Raw genomic sequence first — 16,518 nt, 5'->3', positions numbered from 1 at the left:
GGGGTGTTCAGCTCACCCCGTTGTCCTCCAGCGCCGTTCTGAGGCTGCGCAGGGCGTAGTACACCCTGGACTTCACCGTGCCCTGCGGGACGCCGAGCACCTCGGCCGCCTGCTGCGTGGTGCGGTCCGCGAAGATCGTCGCCCGGAGCGCCTCGCGGTGCGCCGGGGTCAGCGACCGCAGGGCGTCGCGCACCACCATCGACGACAGCATCCGTTCGATGTCGTCGGCCTCGGCGCACAGGTCGCTCAGCCAGGAGTTGCCGCCGATCTCCGCCGGCCGGGCCGCCCGGGTGCGGTGCGCGTCGATGACGAGGTTGCGGGCGACCCGGAACATCCAGGGGCGTATCGCCATCCCCTCGCCGTCGGCCAGGGTCTGCTTGTTCCAGCAGCGCAGCAGCGTCTCCTGGAGGATGTCCTCCGTGCGGTGGGTGTCCCCGCCCAGCATCCGCAGCACGTACGAGTAGAGCGCCGGGCCGTGCTCCAGGTAGAGGTCGCGCAGCGCCCGCTCCTCGGGGGAGACGGCGCAGGCCGATCCGATGACGGTCACGTTCATGGTGTGCTCCTGCTCCTCGGGGTGACCCGGCCCCGGTGCACGGACCGGGGCCGGGTCTCCTGGAGCTCGGAGTGTCGCGACGGGCGATGCATGTTCGTTTGACAGGTGGTCCACGCGCCGATGGACAACCGGTCCACGCGGTGACGACGGCGATATACGCGCAGGCCGTGCCGCGTGCGGGGACAGGTCGGACGTGGACCGCCTCCAGGTCGGGGACAGGTCAGACGTGGACCGCCTCCAGTTCGTCGACCCGCCTGCGGACCCGCCCGGCGAGCTCGCCGTGGACCGGCGGCAGCGCGCCGCGCCCGTCCAACTGGTCCCACATGTGCAGCAGTTCGCGCCCGTGCACGGCGGCCGCGCGGTCGTCGTCGAGCCACTGCCAGGCGGCCGCCGCCCGTGCCACCTCCTCCGCCGCCCGCCGGTCCCCGGCTCGGCACCGGATCCGGGCCACGGCCAGGGCCAGCACCACGGCCTCCCGGTGGTCGCCGCGCAGGTGCGCGATGTACGCCTCCACGGCCCGCGCCTCCACGGCGTGCGGATCGTCGGCGCCGGCCTCGTCGGTCAGGCTCTCGCGCAGCTCGGTCGCGAGCGCGTGCGCCTCGTCGAGCAGGCCGGCGACCGCGAGTTCGTTGATACGGCCGATCCGCGCGGCCAGTTCGGAGGGGAGGACCACGGGGGGTGTCTGCGGGACCGCGAGGGGGGCGGTGGCGGCGCGGGCAGCGGCGGTGGCGCGGGCCACGGCGGTGGCGACGGCCGTCGTCGTGGACGTCGTGGGAAGGACGCGGCTGGAGCCGTCCGGGGACACCTCCAGGACGAAGTGGCCCGTCTCGGGGCCCTCGTTCACCGTCGCCTCGACCGTCTCGTCCCGTGCGACGGCGTACCGCTGGAGCTGGTCCAGCACCGCCTCGTGCACGGACTGGCCCGTCGCGGGGACGAGGGGCGAGCCGTCGATCGCGGCGGATCCCTCGTCGGAGATGAGCACCTCGTAGCGGGTCATGGCGGTCCTCCTCATGGGGTGGGGGTCGGGGAGAGGGACTCGGTGGGTACGGCGGTGGGCAGGGAGGTCTGGATACCGGTGGGCGTGGCGGTGCCCGACGGAATGGCCGCGACCCCCGCGTACTTGGCGAACTGGGCGCGGACGGCGGCGACATAGCCCTGTGCCTCGGCCGTCTTCGGCACGCCCTTGGCCGCGCGGACGGCGTCCATCCCGACGTCGTAAGCGGCCAGGGCGAGGTCCAGGACGCTGCCCGTGGCCTCGTTGGCGTCGATCATCTGCTGCGCCTGGCCCGCCAGATCGCAGAGGTAGCGGCCCTGGGCCATGATCGAGTCCTTCGCGTCGAGCGCGGAGGTCTTGCCGTTGCCGTCGTCGTCCTTGCCGTACTGCGTGAAGACGTCGGGCAGCAGTTGCGAGATGCCCTGCCGGCCGTCGGCGCCGACCAGGGAGGCGTTGAAGCCGGACGCCTTCTCGATCTGGGACGCGATCACGATCGGGCCGACGGCGCTGCAGATCGCGCCGGCCTTCTGGATCGGGTCCACCAGGTCCTCGGGGACCGTCGAGGTGTCGAGGTCGCCCTGCCCGTCGCCCTGGAACACCGCCAGCACCGAACTGGCGTCGCTCGGGCCCGGGATGTCGCCGCCGCCCCCGCCGCCGCCGAAGATGCTGTGGAAGAGCAGGTAGATCGCGATGAGCGGGGCCAGCAGCACGCCGAACCCGCAGAAGACGATGACGATGACGGTCCCGCCGGCCAGGCCGAGCGGGAAGAGCAGGCAGCCGGCGCCGCCGGCGGCGACCGCTGTGTTCCTGACCGCCTTCGAGCCGCCCCCGTCGTCCTGCTGGGCCGGTGCCCGCGAGGGTCCGCCGCCCTTCTCTCCCAGATCCACGCCCATGGGTGTCCGCCTTCTTCCCCTCACCTTGAACCGCCGTGCCGGGACGGCCCGTTGTGCTGTCCGACGGGCTCGGGAGATCGAAACGGGTCCTGGAACGAACTAGTTCAAATCAGTGGAAACCAAATTGAGTCAGAGCAGCGGACATTCGAGGCAAGAGGGGGGCGGGGCGGCCATGGGAACGCCTTCGGTGACGCCGTCGGGCCGGACGGGGGGCTGGGAGCGGGGGCCGAAACCCCCCGGGACCGCGCCGGCACCTGCCGAGACCCCGGCCACCGCCCCGAACCCGGGCTCGGCCCAAGACCCGGCACCGGCGGCGAGCCCGGCAGCGGGTCCGGCAGCGGCACCAGGGTCCGCGGTCGCGGCACCTGCACCGGCACCCGCAGCTCCGCGGACGGCGGTCGCCACCCCGGCGGCTCCGCACACGGCGGTCGCAGCACCGGCAGCACCGCAGACCGCGGTCGCGGCACCGGCACCGGCACCGGCAGCGGCTGCGGCCCCGGCGCCCGCTCCCGCTCCCGCCCGGACCACCCCCCGGCGCTCCGCCCCGCAGTCCCGGAGCCGGCTGTCCGCCGCCCCCGCGCCCGGACCGGGCTGGGGCGAGCCGCGCCGGACCGGGCCGGTGCGGGGCCGGTCGCGGGACGAGGTCGGCTGGGTCATGGCACACGGCGGCGCCGGGGTCACCTCGCTGGTCGAGGTGCTCGGCGGCACGGACGTCGGGGTCCGCTGGCCGGACCCGGCGCGGGGCGAGCCGCGGCGGGTCGTGCTCGTCGGGCGGACCAGCGCCCGCGGACTGCGCTCCGTGTCCCAGGCGCTCGGCGCGCTGCACGACGGCCGCGCCCCGCAGGGACTCGACCTGCTCGCCGTGGTCCTCGTCGCCGACGCCCCCGGCCGGCTGCCGCTCGCCCTGCTGCGCCGCATCCGCGTGCTGCGGTCGGCCGCGCCGGTGCGTCGGGTGCCGTGGATACCGGCCTGGCGCACCGGCACCACCCCGAAGACGCTGCCCCGCCAGCTCGACCGGCTCGCCGAACTGGTCGGCACCGAGCGGCACACGGGGGCCGGGTCATGACCACTCCCCTGTCCGGCCTCCGGCTCCTGGCCGACACCTACACCCCGCCCGAGGGCGCGCACACGATCATCAACACCCTCGCCTGGTGCGCCTCGGCGGGCGGTGTCTTCGGACTGCTGGTCGTCGGCATCAACATGGCCGTCCAGCTCAACCGCGGCGAACCGGGCGAGGGCGGCGCGCACTTCCGCGGCATCTTCTTCGTCGCCCTGGCCTGCCTGGTCGCCACGACGGCGGGACCGCTCGTGTCGTTCCTCGGCGATCTGTCCCTGCTCGGCGGGCCGCCGTAGACCGAGCGCCCCCACCGACCCTCCTCACTCCCGCCCACGCGGGGCACCGAATCCACGGAGATCCCCATGTCCTCATTGCTGTTCGAAGCCCACAACATCCTCGCCGCGGCCGCCCCCACCGGCGGGGCCAACGTCCCCCAGCCCGTGAGCGACGCACCGGACGAGCTGACCGGCAAGGTCGACACCGTCCTCGGCATCGTCGCCTGGGCGGGCACCGCGGCCGGCGTGCTCGGCGTGCTGGTCACCGGCGCGATGATGGCCGTCTCCCTCAAGCGCGGCGAGAGCTCGGAGCACATGAGCCGGCTCGGCATGGTGCTCGGCGGCTGCGTGCTGGTCGCGACCGCCGGTCCGCTGGTCAGCTTCGTCTTCGCGTGAGCCGGCGGACGGTCGAGATGCTCATGCGAAGGCAGCGACGGACCGAGGAGTCCGGGCCGTACTGGAAACAGCGCAACTGGCAGCTGTCGGCGGGGTTCCTCGGCGCCGTGGTGCTCGTGGGCGGGTTCGTCGCGCTGACGACCGATCACGGCGGCACGGCCACGACGGCCGCCGACGGCCCGCTGACCGTCAGCTCCGTGGGGCCGGACGGCCGGCCCGCGGGCTGCCGCACCGACGACGCCGCCGGCGGCGCGCTGCCCACGTCCGCGCCGAAGGACCTCACCTGGCGGACGCTGGGTGTCACCCGGATACCGGTCTCCGCGTCGGCGGGGCCGACCAGGACCACCGGTCCCGTGCGCTGGTGCTACGCGCACACGGCCCTCGGGGCCGCGCTGGCGGCCACCGTGATCCCCTCCCAGATGAGCGGGTCGCACTGGAAGACCGTCAGCCGGCAGCAGGTGGTGGCCGGGCACGGACGCGACCTGTTCGAGTTCCAGCGCGCGACCGTCCAGAACGTCGACAACGCCCAGCAGAGCGCCGGCACGTCCGTCGGCTCGTACGCGGGCTTCGCGGTGACGTCGTACACGAGCCGCGCGGCCGATGTCAGCCTGCTGATCCGGACCGGGCAGGGCTACGCGGAGACCACCATCGTCCTCGACTGGACCGGCGGTGACTGGAAGGTCCGTCCCGACAGCGAGGGTTCCCTGCACACCCCGGTGACGGCGGTCCAGGGCAACCCGTCCGGCTATGTCCTGTGGGGGGCTTGAGATGGCCTGCGGTTCCACCGGAAGCCCGGTCCTCGACCTGGTGAAGGGCTTCTTCGACTTCCTGGGCGACCCGATCGGCACCATCGTCGAACTGATCGCGAACACCATCCTCGCGGGCGCCATCGCGGTGTTCGGGGCCCTGACCACGTCGGTCCCGACCCTGACCGGCACCGCCACGGCGAAGAACGTCGGCAGCCAGACGCAGTGGCTGGTGGTCTATCTCGCGGTCGGCTCGCTGCTTTTCGCCGCGGCGCGCATGGCCGTCGAGCGGCGCAGCAACGCCGGCGTCACCGCCCTGAAGGGCATCCTGCGGGTCGTCCTGGTCTCGGGCGGGGCGGCGACCGTCGTCACGGCGGCCGCCGCCGTCGCCGACGACTACTCCACGTACCTGTTCAACGCGGGCGCCACCAACGTGCTGAACAACGTCGGCGTCTGTTCGAGCGGCTCCGACATCGACCACTTCCTGCTGCTGGTCCTCGCCTTCCTGCTGCTGATCGGCGGCATCATCCAGACGATCCTCATGTACATCCGGCTCGGCGTGATGATCCTGCTGCTCGGCACCCTGCCGCTGGCGGCGGCCGCGTCGATGACCGACTGGGGCGGCGGCTGGTGGCGCAAGCACATCGGCTGGATGATCGCCTGGCTGCTGTACAAGCCGGCGGCCGGTCTGGTGCTGTACGCGGGCTCGGAGATGATCACGTCGAGCGGTGACAGCAAGTACGGCGGCAACGCGGTCAACGAACGCATCGCCGGTATCGGCGTGATGCTGCTGTCCGCGGTGGCGCTGCCCGCGCTGCTGAAGCTCGTGGTGCCCGCGACCGCCGCGCTCGGCGGTGCGTCCGCGTACGGCAGCGGGGCGCAGGCCGTGGGCGGCGCCCTCGCCACCGGCGCCCGGTCGCTCGGCGGAGGCAGCGGCGGAGGCAGCGGCGGCGGGTCGGGGTCCGGCGGCAGGCCGGGGCCGAGCGGCGCGTCCGGCGGCTCCGGGTCGGCGGGGGCGAACGGCTCCGGCGGCTCCAGCGGGGCCGCGTCGGGAGGCGCGAGGGGCGCGGGTGCCGGAGCGGGTGCCGGGGCCGGACGGGCGGCGGCAGCGGCCGGCGGACCGGCCGGCGCGGCGGTCGCCGCGGCGGTGACCGCCGCCCAGGTGCTCGGCAGGGCCGCCTCGGGCTCCCTGGACGGCGCCGACGGCGACCAGGGCCACAACCCGAGCAGCGGCGGCTCGCACCGCTGACCCCCACGACCGGGCGGCGCGGTGCCCGCGCGCACCGCCGCCCCGTGACCGGGCGGCGAGGGGCCTGAGGGTGCTCCTCGCCGCCCCCTGGACGGGCCGCCGGATTCCCGCTCCCCCCGCGGAGTCCGGCGGCCCTCCCCACTTCCCCGGGAAACCCCGTCCCGGCTCCGTACAACCGCCGCCCCAGGCCGTACGACCGGCACGTCAAGCAGTACAACCGCCGTCTCAGGAAGGGAATCCGGACCCCCATGTCCACGGAAGCCGTCACCCGTCCCACCTACGGAAACTGGCGCCGGCCACGGCGGCCGGGGCTCGGGCCGCTCGGGCTCGTCGGAACGTTCGGTGTGTTCGGCGGGCTCGTCGTCACCCTGCTCGCGTCGCTGATCTCGCTGTACGCGGCGCTGGTCGTGTTCGTCCCGGTCGTCGTGGCGCTGACCCCGCTCGCGATCCGCACCCAGGACGGCCGCAACGTCTACCAGTTGCTCGCCCTGCGCATCGGCTGGCGCAACCGGAAGGCCAAGGGCGCGCACCTGTACGTCTCGGGGCCGCTGTCCGCCCGGCCCGGCGGCCGGTTCCGGCCGCCGGGCCTGCTCAACAAGGTCACGGCCATCGAGGGCCGCGACGCCTACGACCGGCCCTTCGGCGTCCTGCACCACCCGGCCCGCAACCTGTACACGATCGTGCTGGGCTGCGACCCCGACGGCGGCTCCCTGGTCGACCCCGACCAGGTCGACGTGTGGGTGGCGCTGTGGGGCGAGTGGCTGGCCCGGCTGGCGCACGAACCCGGCCTGCGCGGCGCCTCGTTGATCGTGGAGACCGCCCCCGACCCCGGCACCGCCCTCGCCCACGAGGTGCTGCCCCGCATCCGCCCGGACGCGCCGCCCGCCGCCCGCGCGGTGATGGAGGAGGTCGTCGAGCGCTATCCGACCGCCTCCTCGGAGATGCACACCTACGTCACCCTCACCTACGGGATGCCGCCGGGCCAGAAGCGCCGCAAGGAGGACGTCATCACCGACCTCGCGATCCGCATCCCGGGCCTGCTCAGCGGGCTGATCGCGGCGGGCGGCGGGGCCGCCTACCCGCTCTCCGCCGAGCGGATCGCCGAGGTCGTCCGGGTCGCCTACGACCCCGCGGTCGCCGCCGACGTCCTCGACGCCCGCGCCCAGTACGGCGGTACGGGCCTGGAGTGGGAGGACGCCGGACCGGCCGCCGCCGTGGAGACCGTCGGCAGCTACCAGCACGACTCCGGGGTCTCCCGGACCTGGCTGCTCACCCTGGCGCCGCGCGGCACCGTCCGGTCCTCGGTGCTTCGGGGCCTGCTGGAGGTGACCCCGGGCACCCGGCGCAAGCGGGTGGCGCTGGTCTACCGGCCCATCGACCCGGCCACCTCCGCGCGGATCGTCGAGGCGGACCGGCGCGCCGCGCAGTTCATGGCGACCTCGGGGCGCGGCATGGTGCAGGCGCGGGCCGCATCCGAGATGCGCGCGGCCGAGCAGACCGCGGTGGAGGAGGCCTCGGGCGCAGGTCTCGTGGAGTTCTCGCTGATGGTCACGGTCACCGTCGACGACATGAGTCAACTGGCCGACGCCACCGTCGCCGTACGGAATCTGACCGCGGCCTCGCGGGTCCTGATGCGGCCCGCGGACCGGATGCAGGCGGCCGCGTTCACCTGCACGCTGCCCGCGGGGATCCTCCCGTGGGAGCAGACCCTGATCCCGCACGAACTTCAGGAGGCGCTGTGAGCCGCCGGAGCGAGGAGAAGAGGGCCGAACGCGCGGACCGGCTCGCCGAGGAGGCGGCCTGGCGGGCGGGGTCCGACGGGCGGCCGGCCGCGTTCGATCCGTCGTGGACGGGGACGACGGCCGGGTCCGGTGCGGGGAAGTCCGAGAAGGGGGCCGAGGGGAGGTCCGCCGCCCGGAAGGAGAAGCCGTCCCGGCCCAGGAAGGAGCTCTACGTCCCGCCCCGCGGCTGGTACGGCCCCGGTGGCGGCCGTGTCGGCTACATGGATCCGCCGACCATGTGGCGGGCCACCACCGTGCAGGCGTGCGGCATGTGGCCGTTCACCGCCGGTTCGGGCTCGCCGATGACCGGAGTGCCACTCGGGCAGCACCTGTTCACCGGCGCCACCGTCTGCGGCGACCCGCTGAACTGGTTCACCCGCGCCCGCTACATCTCCAACCCGTCCCTGTTCATGCTCGGGATGCCGGGCCTCGGCAAGTCCACCCTCGTCAACCGGATGCTGATCGGGCTGAGCGCGACCGGCGTCGTCCCCCTGGTCCTCGGCGACCTCAAGCCCGACTACGCCGACACCGTGCGCGCCCTCGGCGGCCAGGTGATCTCCATCGGGCGCGGCCGGGGCGGCATCAACGTGCTGGACCCGGGCGCGATGGGCGCGGCGGCGGTACGGATCGGTGGCGAGGCGGGCGAGGTCCTCAAGGCCGAGACGCACGGCCGGGTGCTGAACATGGTGGCCGCGCTGGTGACCATCGTGCGCGGCCGGCCGATGGACGACCACGAGCAGTCCGTGCTCTCCGCGGTCCTGCACCACCTGCGCGAACGCTCCGTCCCGGGCCGGCCGGCGCTCCTGCCCGACCTGCTGCGGGTGCTCACCGAGGGCCCCGACCGGGTGCGCGCGGTCACCCTGGACCGCGGGGACGACACCCGCTACCGGGACGCGGTCGACCCGCTGCACCGCTCCCTGCTCGGCATCCTCGACGGCCCGCTCGGCGGCACCTTCGCCTCCGAGACCTCGACCCGCATCGACCCGGACGCGCCCGCCGTGTGCATCGACATCTCCGGCATCGGCGAGGCCGACACCCAGCTGACCGCCGCCGCGATGCTCGCCGCCTGGTCCGACGGGCTCGGCACGGTGGCCGCCTCGCACGCCCTCGCGGACGCCGGCCTCGCGCCCCGGCGGTGGTTCTTCACCGTGCTGGACGAGCTGTGGCGCCCGCTGCGGGCGGCCTCCGGCATCGTCGACCGGATCGACGCGCTCACCCGCCTCAACCGCTCGCTCGGCCTCGGCGACGCCAAGATCACCCACACCCTGAAGGACGCCGAGGCGCTCGGCACCGACTCCGACCGGGCCAAGGCCCGCGGCTTCGTCGAGCGGGCCGGGATGGTGGTGTGCGCGGGGCTGCCGAAGGCCGAGATGGAGGAGCTGGGCAAGGTGGTGGGCCTGTCCCGGCGCGAGATCGAGCTGGTGTCGTCGTGGTCGTCGCCGCCCGGCTGGGGCGTCACCGGCGAGCACGAGGAACCGCCGGGCCGGGGCCGCTTCCTCATCAAGGTCGGCGGCCGGCCCGGCATCCCCATCAAGGTGGCCATCACCGACGCCGAGCGCGAACTGCACAACACCAACACCCGCTGGACGCCCGACGAGAGCGCCGTCGAGCAGTCCGTCGCGCGTGCCGCCGCGCAGGTGGCGCGCACCGCCCAGGCGGGGCCCGAGGCGCTGCCCGGGAGGTGGACCGCGTGACGGGCAGATCCCCCTCGACCGGTGGTGTGCACGACCTCGCGCCCTGGGCGATCGCGGCCCTCGCGGGGGCCTCCCTCGCCGTGTTCACCGTCGGCTGGGCCGGCGGCACCCTCGGCGCCGGGGTCAGCGGCCACGGCTGGCACACCCCGCCGTTCGCGCTGTCCACGGCCACGCGGCTGACCGGGGAGGGGCCCGGTGCCGTCTGGCCGGGCACCCCGGCGGCCGCGGTCTACGGCGGGATGATCGCGCTCCTCGCCGTGATCGCGCTGCCCGCGGCACTCGTCGTACGGCTGCTCGTGGAGCGCGCGGGCCGCACCAAGGGCTTGGCCGGGCGGCGGGAGCTGGCGGGCATGTGCCCCAAGGGCATCGAGGCCCGCGCCCGCGAACTGCGGCCGAGCCTCGAGGGACGGGAGCGGCTCCATCCGGACGAGACCGGCAACCTGCTCGGCGACCTCGACCCCAAGGGGCCCGAGCTGCGCAGCAGCCACGAGGACGTCGAACTCGACCTGATGGCGCCGCGGGCCGGCAAGTCCACCGGCATCGCGGTGCCGCGCGTGCTGCGCGCCCAGGGTGCCGTCCTGCTCACCTCCAACAAGTCCGACGTGTACGCCGTGACCCGCGCCGAGCGGGCGAAGGCGGGCCGGGTGTGGACGTTCGACCCGCAGGGCATCGCCCACACCGAGCGCGCCATGTGGTGGAACCTGCTGGGCGACTGCGAGACCATCGAGGGCGCCCGCCGGCTGGCCGGGCACTTCGTCGCGTCCGTCAACGACGACGCCGCGAAGAAGGACTTCTGGATCTCGGCCGCGCAGAACACCCTCACCGCGCTGTTCCTGGCCGCGGCCCGTCGCGGGGCCTCGGTCGCGGACCTGCTGGGCTGGCTCGCCGACCCCGCCGACCGCACCCCGGTCGACCTGCTGCGCGACGCCGGACTCATGGCGATGGCCGAGCAGTTGCAGGGCACGGTGCGCGGCGCCGTGGAGACCAGGGACGGCATCTACGAGACCGCCCGGCAGACCGTGTCCTGCCTGCTCGACCCGGAGATCCTCGCCTGGGTGACCCCCGACCCGTACCTGCCCGAGTTCCGCCCCGACCGGCACGTGGTCGGCACGGACACCCTCTACCTGCTGTCCAAGGACGGCGGCGGCTCGGCGGCCGGGGTCATCGCGGGCCTCGCGGACGCGACGATGCGGGCCGGTGTGGTGGCGGCCGAACGCATGGGCGGCCGTCTCGACCCGCCGCTGACCGCGGTCCTCGACGAAGCCGCCAACGTGTGCCGGATCTCCGATCTCCCCGATCTGTACTCGCACTTCGGCTCCCGCGGCATCAACGTCGTGACGCTGCTCCAGAGTTACCGGCAGGGCGCCCGGGTGTGGGGCGAGGTGGGGATGGACGCCCTGTGGAGCGCGGCAACCGTCAAACTGCTCGGCGCGGGCTTGGACGACGCCGACTTCGTGCAGAAGATCTCGACCCTGGTCGGCCAGCACGACGTGAAGACGCCCAGCCTCTCCCGCAGCAAGGAGGGCACCTCGCGCTCGTACTCCTACCGCCAGGAGTCGATCCTGCCGCCGGACAGGATCCGCGCCCTGCCCAAGGGCACCGCGCTGCTGCTGGCCACCGGTGTCCGTCCGGCGCTGATCCGGCTGCGCCCCTGGTACAAGGAGCCCGGCGCCGACACCATCTCCGCGCAGGCGAAGGCGGAGTCGGAGGCCATCACGGCACGGGCCGCGGCGCGCGCGGTGGGCGGTGTGCGGCTGGAGAAGCGGAGCCGCTGGGAACGGGACGCCGCGCCAGCGTGACGGTGCGCAGCAGCAGTTCGGCGGGGCCGTAGCGCGTTCTGGACAACAGGAAGTGACTCACCGCGAGTTGCAGCGAGTAGAGGAGCAGGCACCCCGCCGTCACGGCGGCGGTGCCTGCTCGGTCGTAGCGCCCGAGGCCGTACCCGGTGAAGACCAGGGCGAGGACGAGCGACTGGGTGAGGTAGTGGGTCAGGGCGGTCCGCCCGGCCGCGGCGAGCACTCCGGCCGCCCGTCCGCGCACCAGGAGCAGCAGCCCGCAGGCGTACGACGCCGTCAGCGCGGGCGCGGTGAGCACGTCCACGGCGTGCCCGACCAGGAACCAGCGACTGTCCAGCGGCCCGTTCGCGCAGCAGGCGGTCACCACACCGCCGGCCAGGCCGACCGGCAGCAGCCGTACGGCGGCCCGGCGCAGCCACCGGGCGTCGTGGCCGCGCCGTTCCACCAGCCGCGTCTTCGCCGCCGCGAGCCCGGTCAGGAAGGCGGCCAGCATGTCGGGGGCGTACGTCAGGTCCGCGCGGAGCATGGCCGGCAGTTCCCGCAGATGGACGCCGAGCACCGACAGGACGCCGCCGCGGTAGGCGGCGACGGTGCGGGCGGCGTAGGGCGCGTACCGGGCGGGGGTGACCGGCTCGGTGGCGGCGACGGTCAGCAGCCCGTACCCCAGCAGCAGCACGGACAGGGTGAGGACCAGGGTCGCCGCGAGGCGCAGGGCGGTGCGCGGGGCGAGGTCGCGCAGCCCGTACAGGGCCAGCGCGAGGGCCGCGTACGTCATCAGGATGTCGCCGGGGTAGAGCAGCACGGCGTGCAGCAGCCCCAGCCCGAACAGCCCGAGGGTGCGCCGCAGATGACGCGGCGCGAACGCGGCGCCCACGCGGTGGGCGGAGCGCCGCTGGAGCACGAAGCTGTAGCCGAACAGGAAGGAGAAGAGCAGGTAGAACTTGCCGGAGACCAGCGCGGTCACCGCCCAGGCGACCGCCCGGTCGAGCGGGGAGGCGGTGGGGCCGCCGCCGAGCGAGGTGTACGGGCTCGCCATCATCTGGGCGTTGACCAGCAGGATGCCGAGGAGGGCGAAGCCGCGGAGCGTGTCGAGTTCACGGACCCGGCCGGGCTCGGGCCGGGTCACGGCGACACCACCACGACCGCCGTGCCGAAGGCGAGGGTCGAGGACACGAACCAGCCGAACGACGGGGCAAGGAGGTGCCGCAGCGTCCACAGCCGGGCCGCCGCGGGCCGCGACCGCACGTAGACCACGGGGACGGTGCGGCCGATCGGCGGCAGCCCGCACAGCGCCCCGTACGCCCCCGGATCGAGGACCCGGTCCCGCCCCAGGTGATCCGACCAGGCGACCAGCCCGCCGTGCCGCCGGTCCGCCGCGGCCCGCGCGGTGACGGTCCCCGTCACGCGCAGCCCGCGCGCCCACAGCCGTACGGCCGTCAGGACCGCGCGGACGGCGAGCAGCAGAAAGCCGGAGCCCGCCCCCGTGCACAGGGCGAGCAGCACCAATTCGGCTTCCATCCGGTCTCCTTGTCGTTCGCGGGCCCTGTCGTGCGGGCCCTGTCGTGCGCGGGCGCTTGTGGCGAGTGGGCGCGGTCCGCCACGACAGGTCACAACGGCCCTCGGTCCAGACCGGTTCACACCGCCCGCGAGGGCTTGAACCGCCGCGCGCCGCACCCCCGTTGTGCGGTCGAAGCCGTCACCACGTCGGCTGCGAAGGGAGCTTCGGACGGCATGAGACGGTCCCCCCGCGCACACGGACACGGCCACCGGACGGCGGCGGCCCTCACCCTGCTGTGCGCCCTGACGGCGACGACCCAGTCGCCCGCGCTCGCGGCGCCCGACCCGGGCCCCACCACCCTCGAAGGGGTGCGGGCCCGGCTGGACACGCTGTACCACCAGGCCGAGGTCGCCACCGAGAAGTACGACGCCGCCGACGAGAAGGCCCGCGCGCAGCAGAAGAAGGTCGACTCCCTGAACGGCAGGGCACGGCGGGCGGGACGGCGGGAGGCGTCCATGAAGCAGCTCCTCGGCGCCGCGGCACGGGCCCAGTACCGCGGCGGCGGGCTGCCCGCCGAGGTGCAGTTCGCCCTCTCCCCGCACCCCGAGCACGCGCTGGACGACGCCGCGTTGACCCAGCAGGCGCAGCAGGCCACGCAGCAGCGGCTGAAGGCCCTCGACGCGGCCCGCAAGGACCTGCGCGAGCGCACCGACGAGGCCACCGCCGAACTGAAGGACCTGCGGGCCAGCCGTCGCGCCATGGACAGGAACCGCGACACGATCGAGAAGCGCATCGACGCGGCCCGCGCGCTGGAGGCGCGGCTCCGGAAGAAGGAGCGGCAGCGGCTCGCCGCGCTGGAGAAGCGGGCCGCCGACAAGTCCCAGGCGCAGTGGGTCGGCACCGGCGTCCTCGACCAGGCCGGCACCAAGGGCAGCGCGGCCGGCCGGAAGGCCATCGCCTACGCCATGGAGCAGTTGGGCAAGCCCTACGTCTGGGGCGCTGAGGGCCCCGACTCCTTCGACTGCTCCGGCCTCACCTCCCAGGCCTGGCTGCACGCGGGCGTCGTCATCCCCCGCACCTCCGAGGAGCAGTGGGCCCGGCTGCCGCACGTGCCGGTCGCGCGGATGCGCCCCGGCGACCTCGTCATCTACTTCTCCGACGCCAGCCACGTCGCCCTCTACATAGGCGACGGCAAGATCGTCTCCGCGCCACGCCCGGGGCGGTTCGTGTACGTGTCCCCGGCGGGGTCGATGGAGATCCTGGGGGTGGTGCGGCCGGACGCGTGAGCGGTGGCGCGCTCCGGGCCGTGCGCGCACGGCGCGGCGCCCCGGCCGGACGGGTGCCGTCCGGCCGGGGCGCCTGGGTGAACGGGCCCTGTCCCGCTACCGCTTCTTCTTGACGCTGCCGGTGGTCGCGCCGGCGCCGCCGGCACCCGGAGGCTTCCTGTTGCCGCCGAAGAAGAACGCGTTCAGGTGCGGATGATCCTTCTTGTTGACCTTCTTGCCCGCCTTCTTGGCGGACTCCTGCGGCCCGGCCGGCTGCTGGGCGTCCGAGGTCCTCCGCGGCGGGGAGTCGCCGGTGTGGGCGTTGACCCGGGTCAGGTCGGCGCCCTCGTCACCGTAGGACCTGGCGGAACGGGTGCTCGGGGTCGAACCGCTCGTGCGTGTCCTGACTGGCGGGTTGAAACTCGTGGTGTCGGCGACGGGCGGCGGCGGGTAGGCGAAGTCCTGCCCCTGGGCGCCGTCGTCGACGTAGTCGTCCCCGGGGCCGTCGTCGAGGTACTGGTCCTGGGTGCCGTCGCCGAAGTACTGGTCCTGAGGACCACCGGCGAAACTCTCGTCGCCCGGGCTGTAGTCTCCGCCGTCACCCGCCGGGAAGCTGAACGAGTCGAAGGCGTCGGAGAGCGCCTGCATGCCCGGGGCGTAGGTCTCCGAGATCGGGGGCAGGGTGGTGGGGGCCATGGTGCTGTCGAAGTAGCCGGACGCCGACACGGGCGGCTGTCCGCCGAACGACGGCGCGTAGGGGCCGGCGTCCGTCATGTACTGGCCGACACTGGACGGCATACCCCCGCCGTGGCCGAGCCCGGTCGAGGAACCCGCCACGGCGGAACCCACCCGGGACAGGCCCGGCGTCCCGGCGACGCTGGAGCCCCGGCGGCCCGGGAAGATGGAGTCGGTGTCGCTCCCCCGCTGCTGCTGCTCGGCTTCGATCGCCTCCAGCCTCGACATCAGCGACGCCGCCGAACCCCTGCGCCCGGACGCGGATCCCTGCCGCGACCCCTGCCCCTGTCCCTGTCCCGACGTGTTGGTCTGGATCCTGGACAGGTTCGCGGGGCTCTCGGTGAGGTCGGGTCCGGGGCCGTCCGGGTGGGACAGGACGAACTCGACGTCTTCCCCGGTGTTCGACCACCTGCGGCGGAAGTTGTCGAGGGTGGTCTGCACGCCCGCGCGGTTGCGCTCGATCGCGCGGGCGACGTTCTGGGTGACGAACTCCCGCTGCTGACGGGCGACATACGAATCGGTTCGCGTCACCGCGGGCAGGTGGTCGAACTCCTGCTGCGACCGCACGTCGTAGTGGCCGACCTGCTCCAGCAGGCCGGTGTCCGAGTTCCTGCGGATCACGTTGACGTGCAGATGGTCGACCTCACCCCGCTCGATCAGGTCGTTGAGCGCCGGCCACTCCACCGAGCGCAGGACACAGCTCTCCGGCAGCCCTTCGAACACCGTGACCTGCGGGGTTCCCCGCGTCCCCCGCGCGAACTCCGGCGCCATGTCGCCCCAGAGCTCCCACAGCGACGGCGACCACTGGCCGCGCGCGGAGTCGAAGCCGTAGGTCAGCTGGTCGAACACGCCGGCGCCGGCGCCCTGTTCCAAGGACTGACCCAGCTGTTCCGCCGGACGCGAGGTCGACTTCACCCAGAAGGCCGTGTTCTCCGCGGACGACGCCGCCACGTCCCGCCGGGCCTGCGCCAGGTCCGCCGGATCGGCACCGCGGTTCCGCGTGGCCCAGTCGGCGGGGACACGCAGGGCGTCCACCGCCCGGAACGCCTCCATGAGTTCGGCACGCGCGGCGACCGACGCGGCCCGGTTCTGCCAGCCGGAGTTCGCGGGATTGTGTCCCGCGCGGATCCATTCGCCCTCCTGCCTCATCACGTCGACGAAGTTGAGATACGCCTCCCGGACCCGGTCGTCGGTGCCCAGCACCGCCTGCCACCGGTCGATGCGGTCCAGACCCCTCTGTGCATCGCGTTCGAATTTTCGATCGTTCCATGCCATCGGGTCTTCCTCCTTGCCTCGTGGGTTGACGCCGGTGCTTCACCACCGACGCGCTGTGGGGCGCGTCGCCCCTGGCCGGGGTGGCGCCGGGACCTGGCGCCGGGACCCGGCAGGGGGCCGGCCGCGGCCTAGCGCCGGGGCGCCGGACGAGCCCCCCGGTTGCCGCCGGGCGGCTGCGGGGCCCTCGCGGGGAGCCGGTCCTGGCCGGGGCTCCGCGCGGAACGCGGGGCCTGGCCCGTCGTCTGCGGCCGATGGAGCTCGGCCTGCGATCCGAGGGGGTTCGCGGGGGGCGGGGTCGCGGCGGGCAGGGG

At 74.2% G+C, this 16,518-nt stretch carries 15 protein-coding genes; 9 read left to right on the top strand and 6 right to left on the bottom strand.

What is annotated here, in order from left to right; genetic code table 11:
* Positions 1 to 7 precede the first annotated feature (7 nt).
* The 3 genes from WN71_RS04065 to WN71_RS04055 all read right to left on the bottom strand — a co-directional run bounded on the left by WN71_RS04065 (position 8) and on the right by WN71_RS04055 (position 2,440).
* On the bottom strand, positions 8 to 553 hold the full coding sequence (locus WN71_RS04065) for a sigma-70 family RNA polymerase sigma factor (RefSeq protein ID WP_046581684.1): 546 nt from the start codon (positions 551 to 553) through the stop codon (positions 8 to 10).
* A gap of 220 nt (positions 554 to 773) precedes the next feature.
* Positions 774 to 1,550, bottom strand: coding sequence for a hypothetical protein (locus tag WN71_RS41740; protein WP_052742876.1), 777 nt, complete (start codon positions 1,548 to 1,550; stop codon positions 774 to 776).
* 11 nt (positions 1,551 to 1,561) lie between these two features.
* Positions 1,562 to 2,440 carry a transglycosylase SLT domain-containing protein gene (locus WN71_RS04055; protein ID WP_046581686.1) on the bottom strand — a complete coding sequence of 293 codons (879 nt, stop codon included), beginning with the start codon at positions 2,438 to 2,440 and terminating at the stop codon, positions 1,562 to 1,564.
* Positions 2,441 to 3,095: 655 nt separating this feature from the next.
* On the opposite strand from WN71_RS04055, the gene WN71_RS04050 reads away from it, so the two are divergent.
* The 8 genes from WN71_RS04050 to WN71_RS04015 all read left to right on the top strand — a co-directional run bounded on the left by WN71_RS04050 (position 3,096) and on the right by WN71_RS04015 (position 11,437).
* Positions 3,096 to 3,506 (top strand): hypothetical protein, encoded by a 411-nt coding sequence (locus tag WN71_RS04050; protein ID WP_240529553.1) that lies wholly within the window; start codon positions 3,096 to 3,098, stop codon positions 3,504 to 3,506.
* Positions 3,503 to 3,793: a hypothetical protein gene (locus WN71_RS04045; RefSeq protein ID WP_052742877.1), complete on the top strand. Its 291-nt coding sequence runs from the start codon at positions 3,503 to 3,505 to the stop codon at positions 3,791 to 3,793. The genes WN71_RS04050 and WN71_RS04045 overlap by 4 nt, the downstream gene beginning before the upstream one ends.
* 66 nt (positions 3,794 to 3,859) lie before the next feature.
* Entirely contained in the window at positions 3,860 to 4,168 is a 309-nt protein-coding gene (locus tag WN71_RS04040) for a hypothetical protein (protein WP_046581689.1), read from the top strand.
* A gap of 23 nt (positions 4,169 to 4,191) precedes the next feature.
* Positions 4,192 to 4,935, top strand: a complete 744-nt coding sequence (locus WN71_RS04035) for a DUF8175 domain-containg protein (RefSeq protein ID WP_240529552.1) — start codon at positions 4,192 to 4,194, stop codon at positions 4,933 to 4,935.
* 1 nt (position 4,936) lies between these two features.
* Positions 4,937 to 6,163, top strand: a complete 1,227-nt coding sequence (locus tag WN71_RS04030) for a hypothetical protein (RefSeq protein WP_046581691.1) — start codon at positions 4,937 to 4,939, stop codon at positions 6,161 to 6,163.
* Positions 6,164 to 6,411: 248 nt separating this feature from the next.
* Entirely contained in the window at positions 6,412 to 7,905 is a 1,494-nt protein-coding gene (locus WN71_RS04025; RefSeq protein WP_046581693.1) for an SCO6880 family protein, read from the top strand.
* Positions 7,902 to 9,638 (top strand): ATP/GTP-binding protein, encoded by a 1,737-nt coding sequence (locus WN71_RS04020; protein WP_046581694.1) that lies wholly within the window; start codon positions 7,902 to 7,904, stop codon positions 9,636 to 9,638. The genes WN71_RS04025 and WN71_RS04020 overlap by 4 nt, the downstream gene beginning before the upstream one ends.
* On the top strand, positions 9,635 to 11,437 hold the full coding sequence (locus WN71_RS04015; RefSeq protein WP_420856447.1) for a type IV secretory system conjugative DNA transfer family protein: 1,803 nt from the start codon (positions 9,635 to 9,637) through the stop codon (positions 11,435 to 11,437). Before WN71_RS04020 ends, WN71_RS04015 begins: the two co-directional genes overlap by 4 nt.
* Here WN71_RS04015 and WN71_RS04010 read toward each other — a convergent pair.
* Complete coding sequence (locus WN71_RS04010; RefSeq protein WP_052742878.1) at positions 11,352 to 12,560, bottom strand: DUF418 domain-containing protein; 1,209 nt, start codon at positions 12,558 to 12,560, stop codon at positions 11,352 to 11,354. The two genes, WN71_RS04015 and WN71_RS04010, sit on opposite strands and share 86 nt — an antisense overlap.
* Positions 12,557 to 12,952, bottom strand: coding sequence for a hypothetical protein (locus tag WN71_RS04005; protein ID WP_046581697.1), 396 nt, complete (start codon positions 12,950 to 12,952; stop codon positions 12,557 to 12,559). The genes WN71_RS04010 and WN71_RS04005 overlap by 4 nt, the downstream gene beginning before the upstream one ends.
* A 213-nt stretch (positions 12,953 to 13,165) precedes the next feature.
* Here WN71_RS04005 and WN71_RS04000 point away from each other — a divergent pair, with 213 nt between their 5' ends.
* Positions 13,166 to 14,218, top strand: a complete 1,053-nt coding sequence (locus WN71_RS04000) for a C40 family peptidase (protein ID WP_046581698.1) — start codon at positions 13,166 to 13,168, stop codon at positions 14,216 to 14,218.
* Positions 14,219 to 14,314: 96 nt separating this feature from the next.
* Here the strand turns inward: WN71_RS04000 and WN71_RS03995 are convergent, their stop codons facing one another.
* On the bottom strand, positions 14,315 to 16,207 hold the full coding sequence (locus WN71_RS03995; RefSeq protein WP_046581700.1) for a hypothetical protein: 1,893 nt from the start codon (positions 16,205 to 16,207) through the stop codon (positions 14,315 to 14,317).
* Between the last annotated feature and the right edge of the window lie 311 nt (positions 16,208 to 16,518).

The sequence above is a fragment of the Streptomyces mangrovisoli genome (assembly GCF_000974985.2).
GTDB lineage: Bacteria > Actinomycetota > Actinomycetes > Streptomycetales > Streptomycetaceae > Streptomyces > Streptomyces mangrovisoli.
The sequence above is the reverse complement of the archived record's forward strand: the minus strand, read 5'-3'. Positions and strand labels throughout refer to the sequence as shown.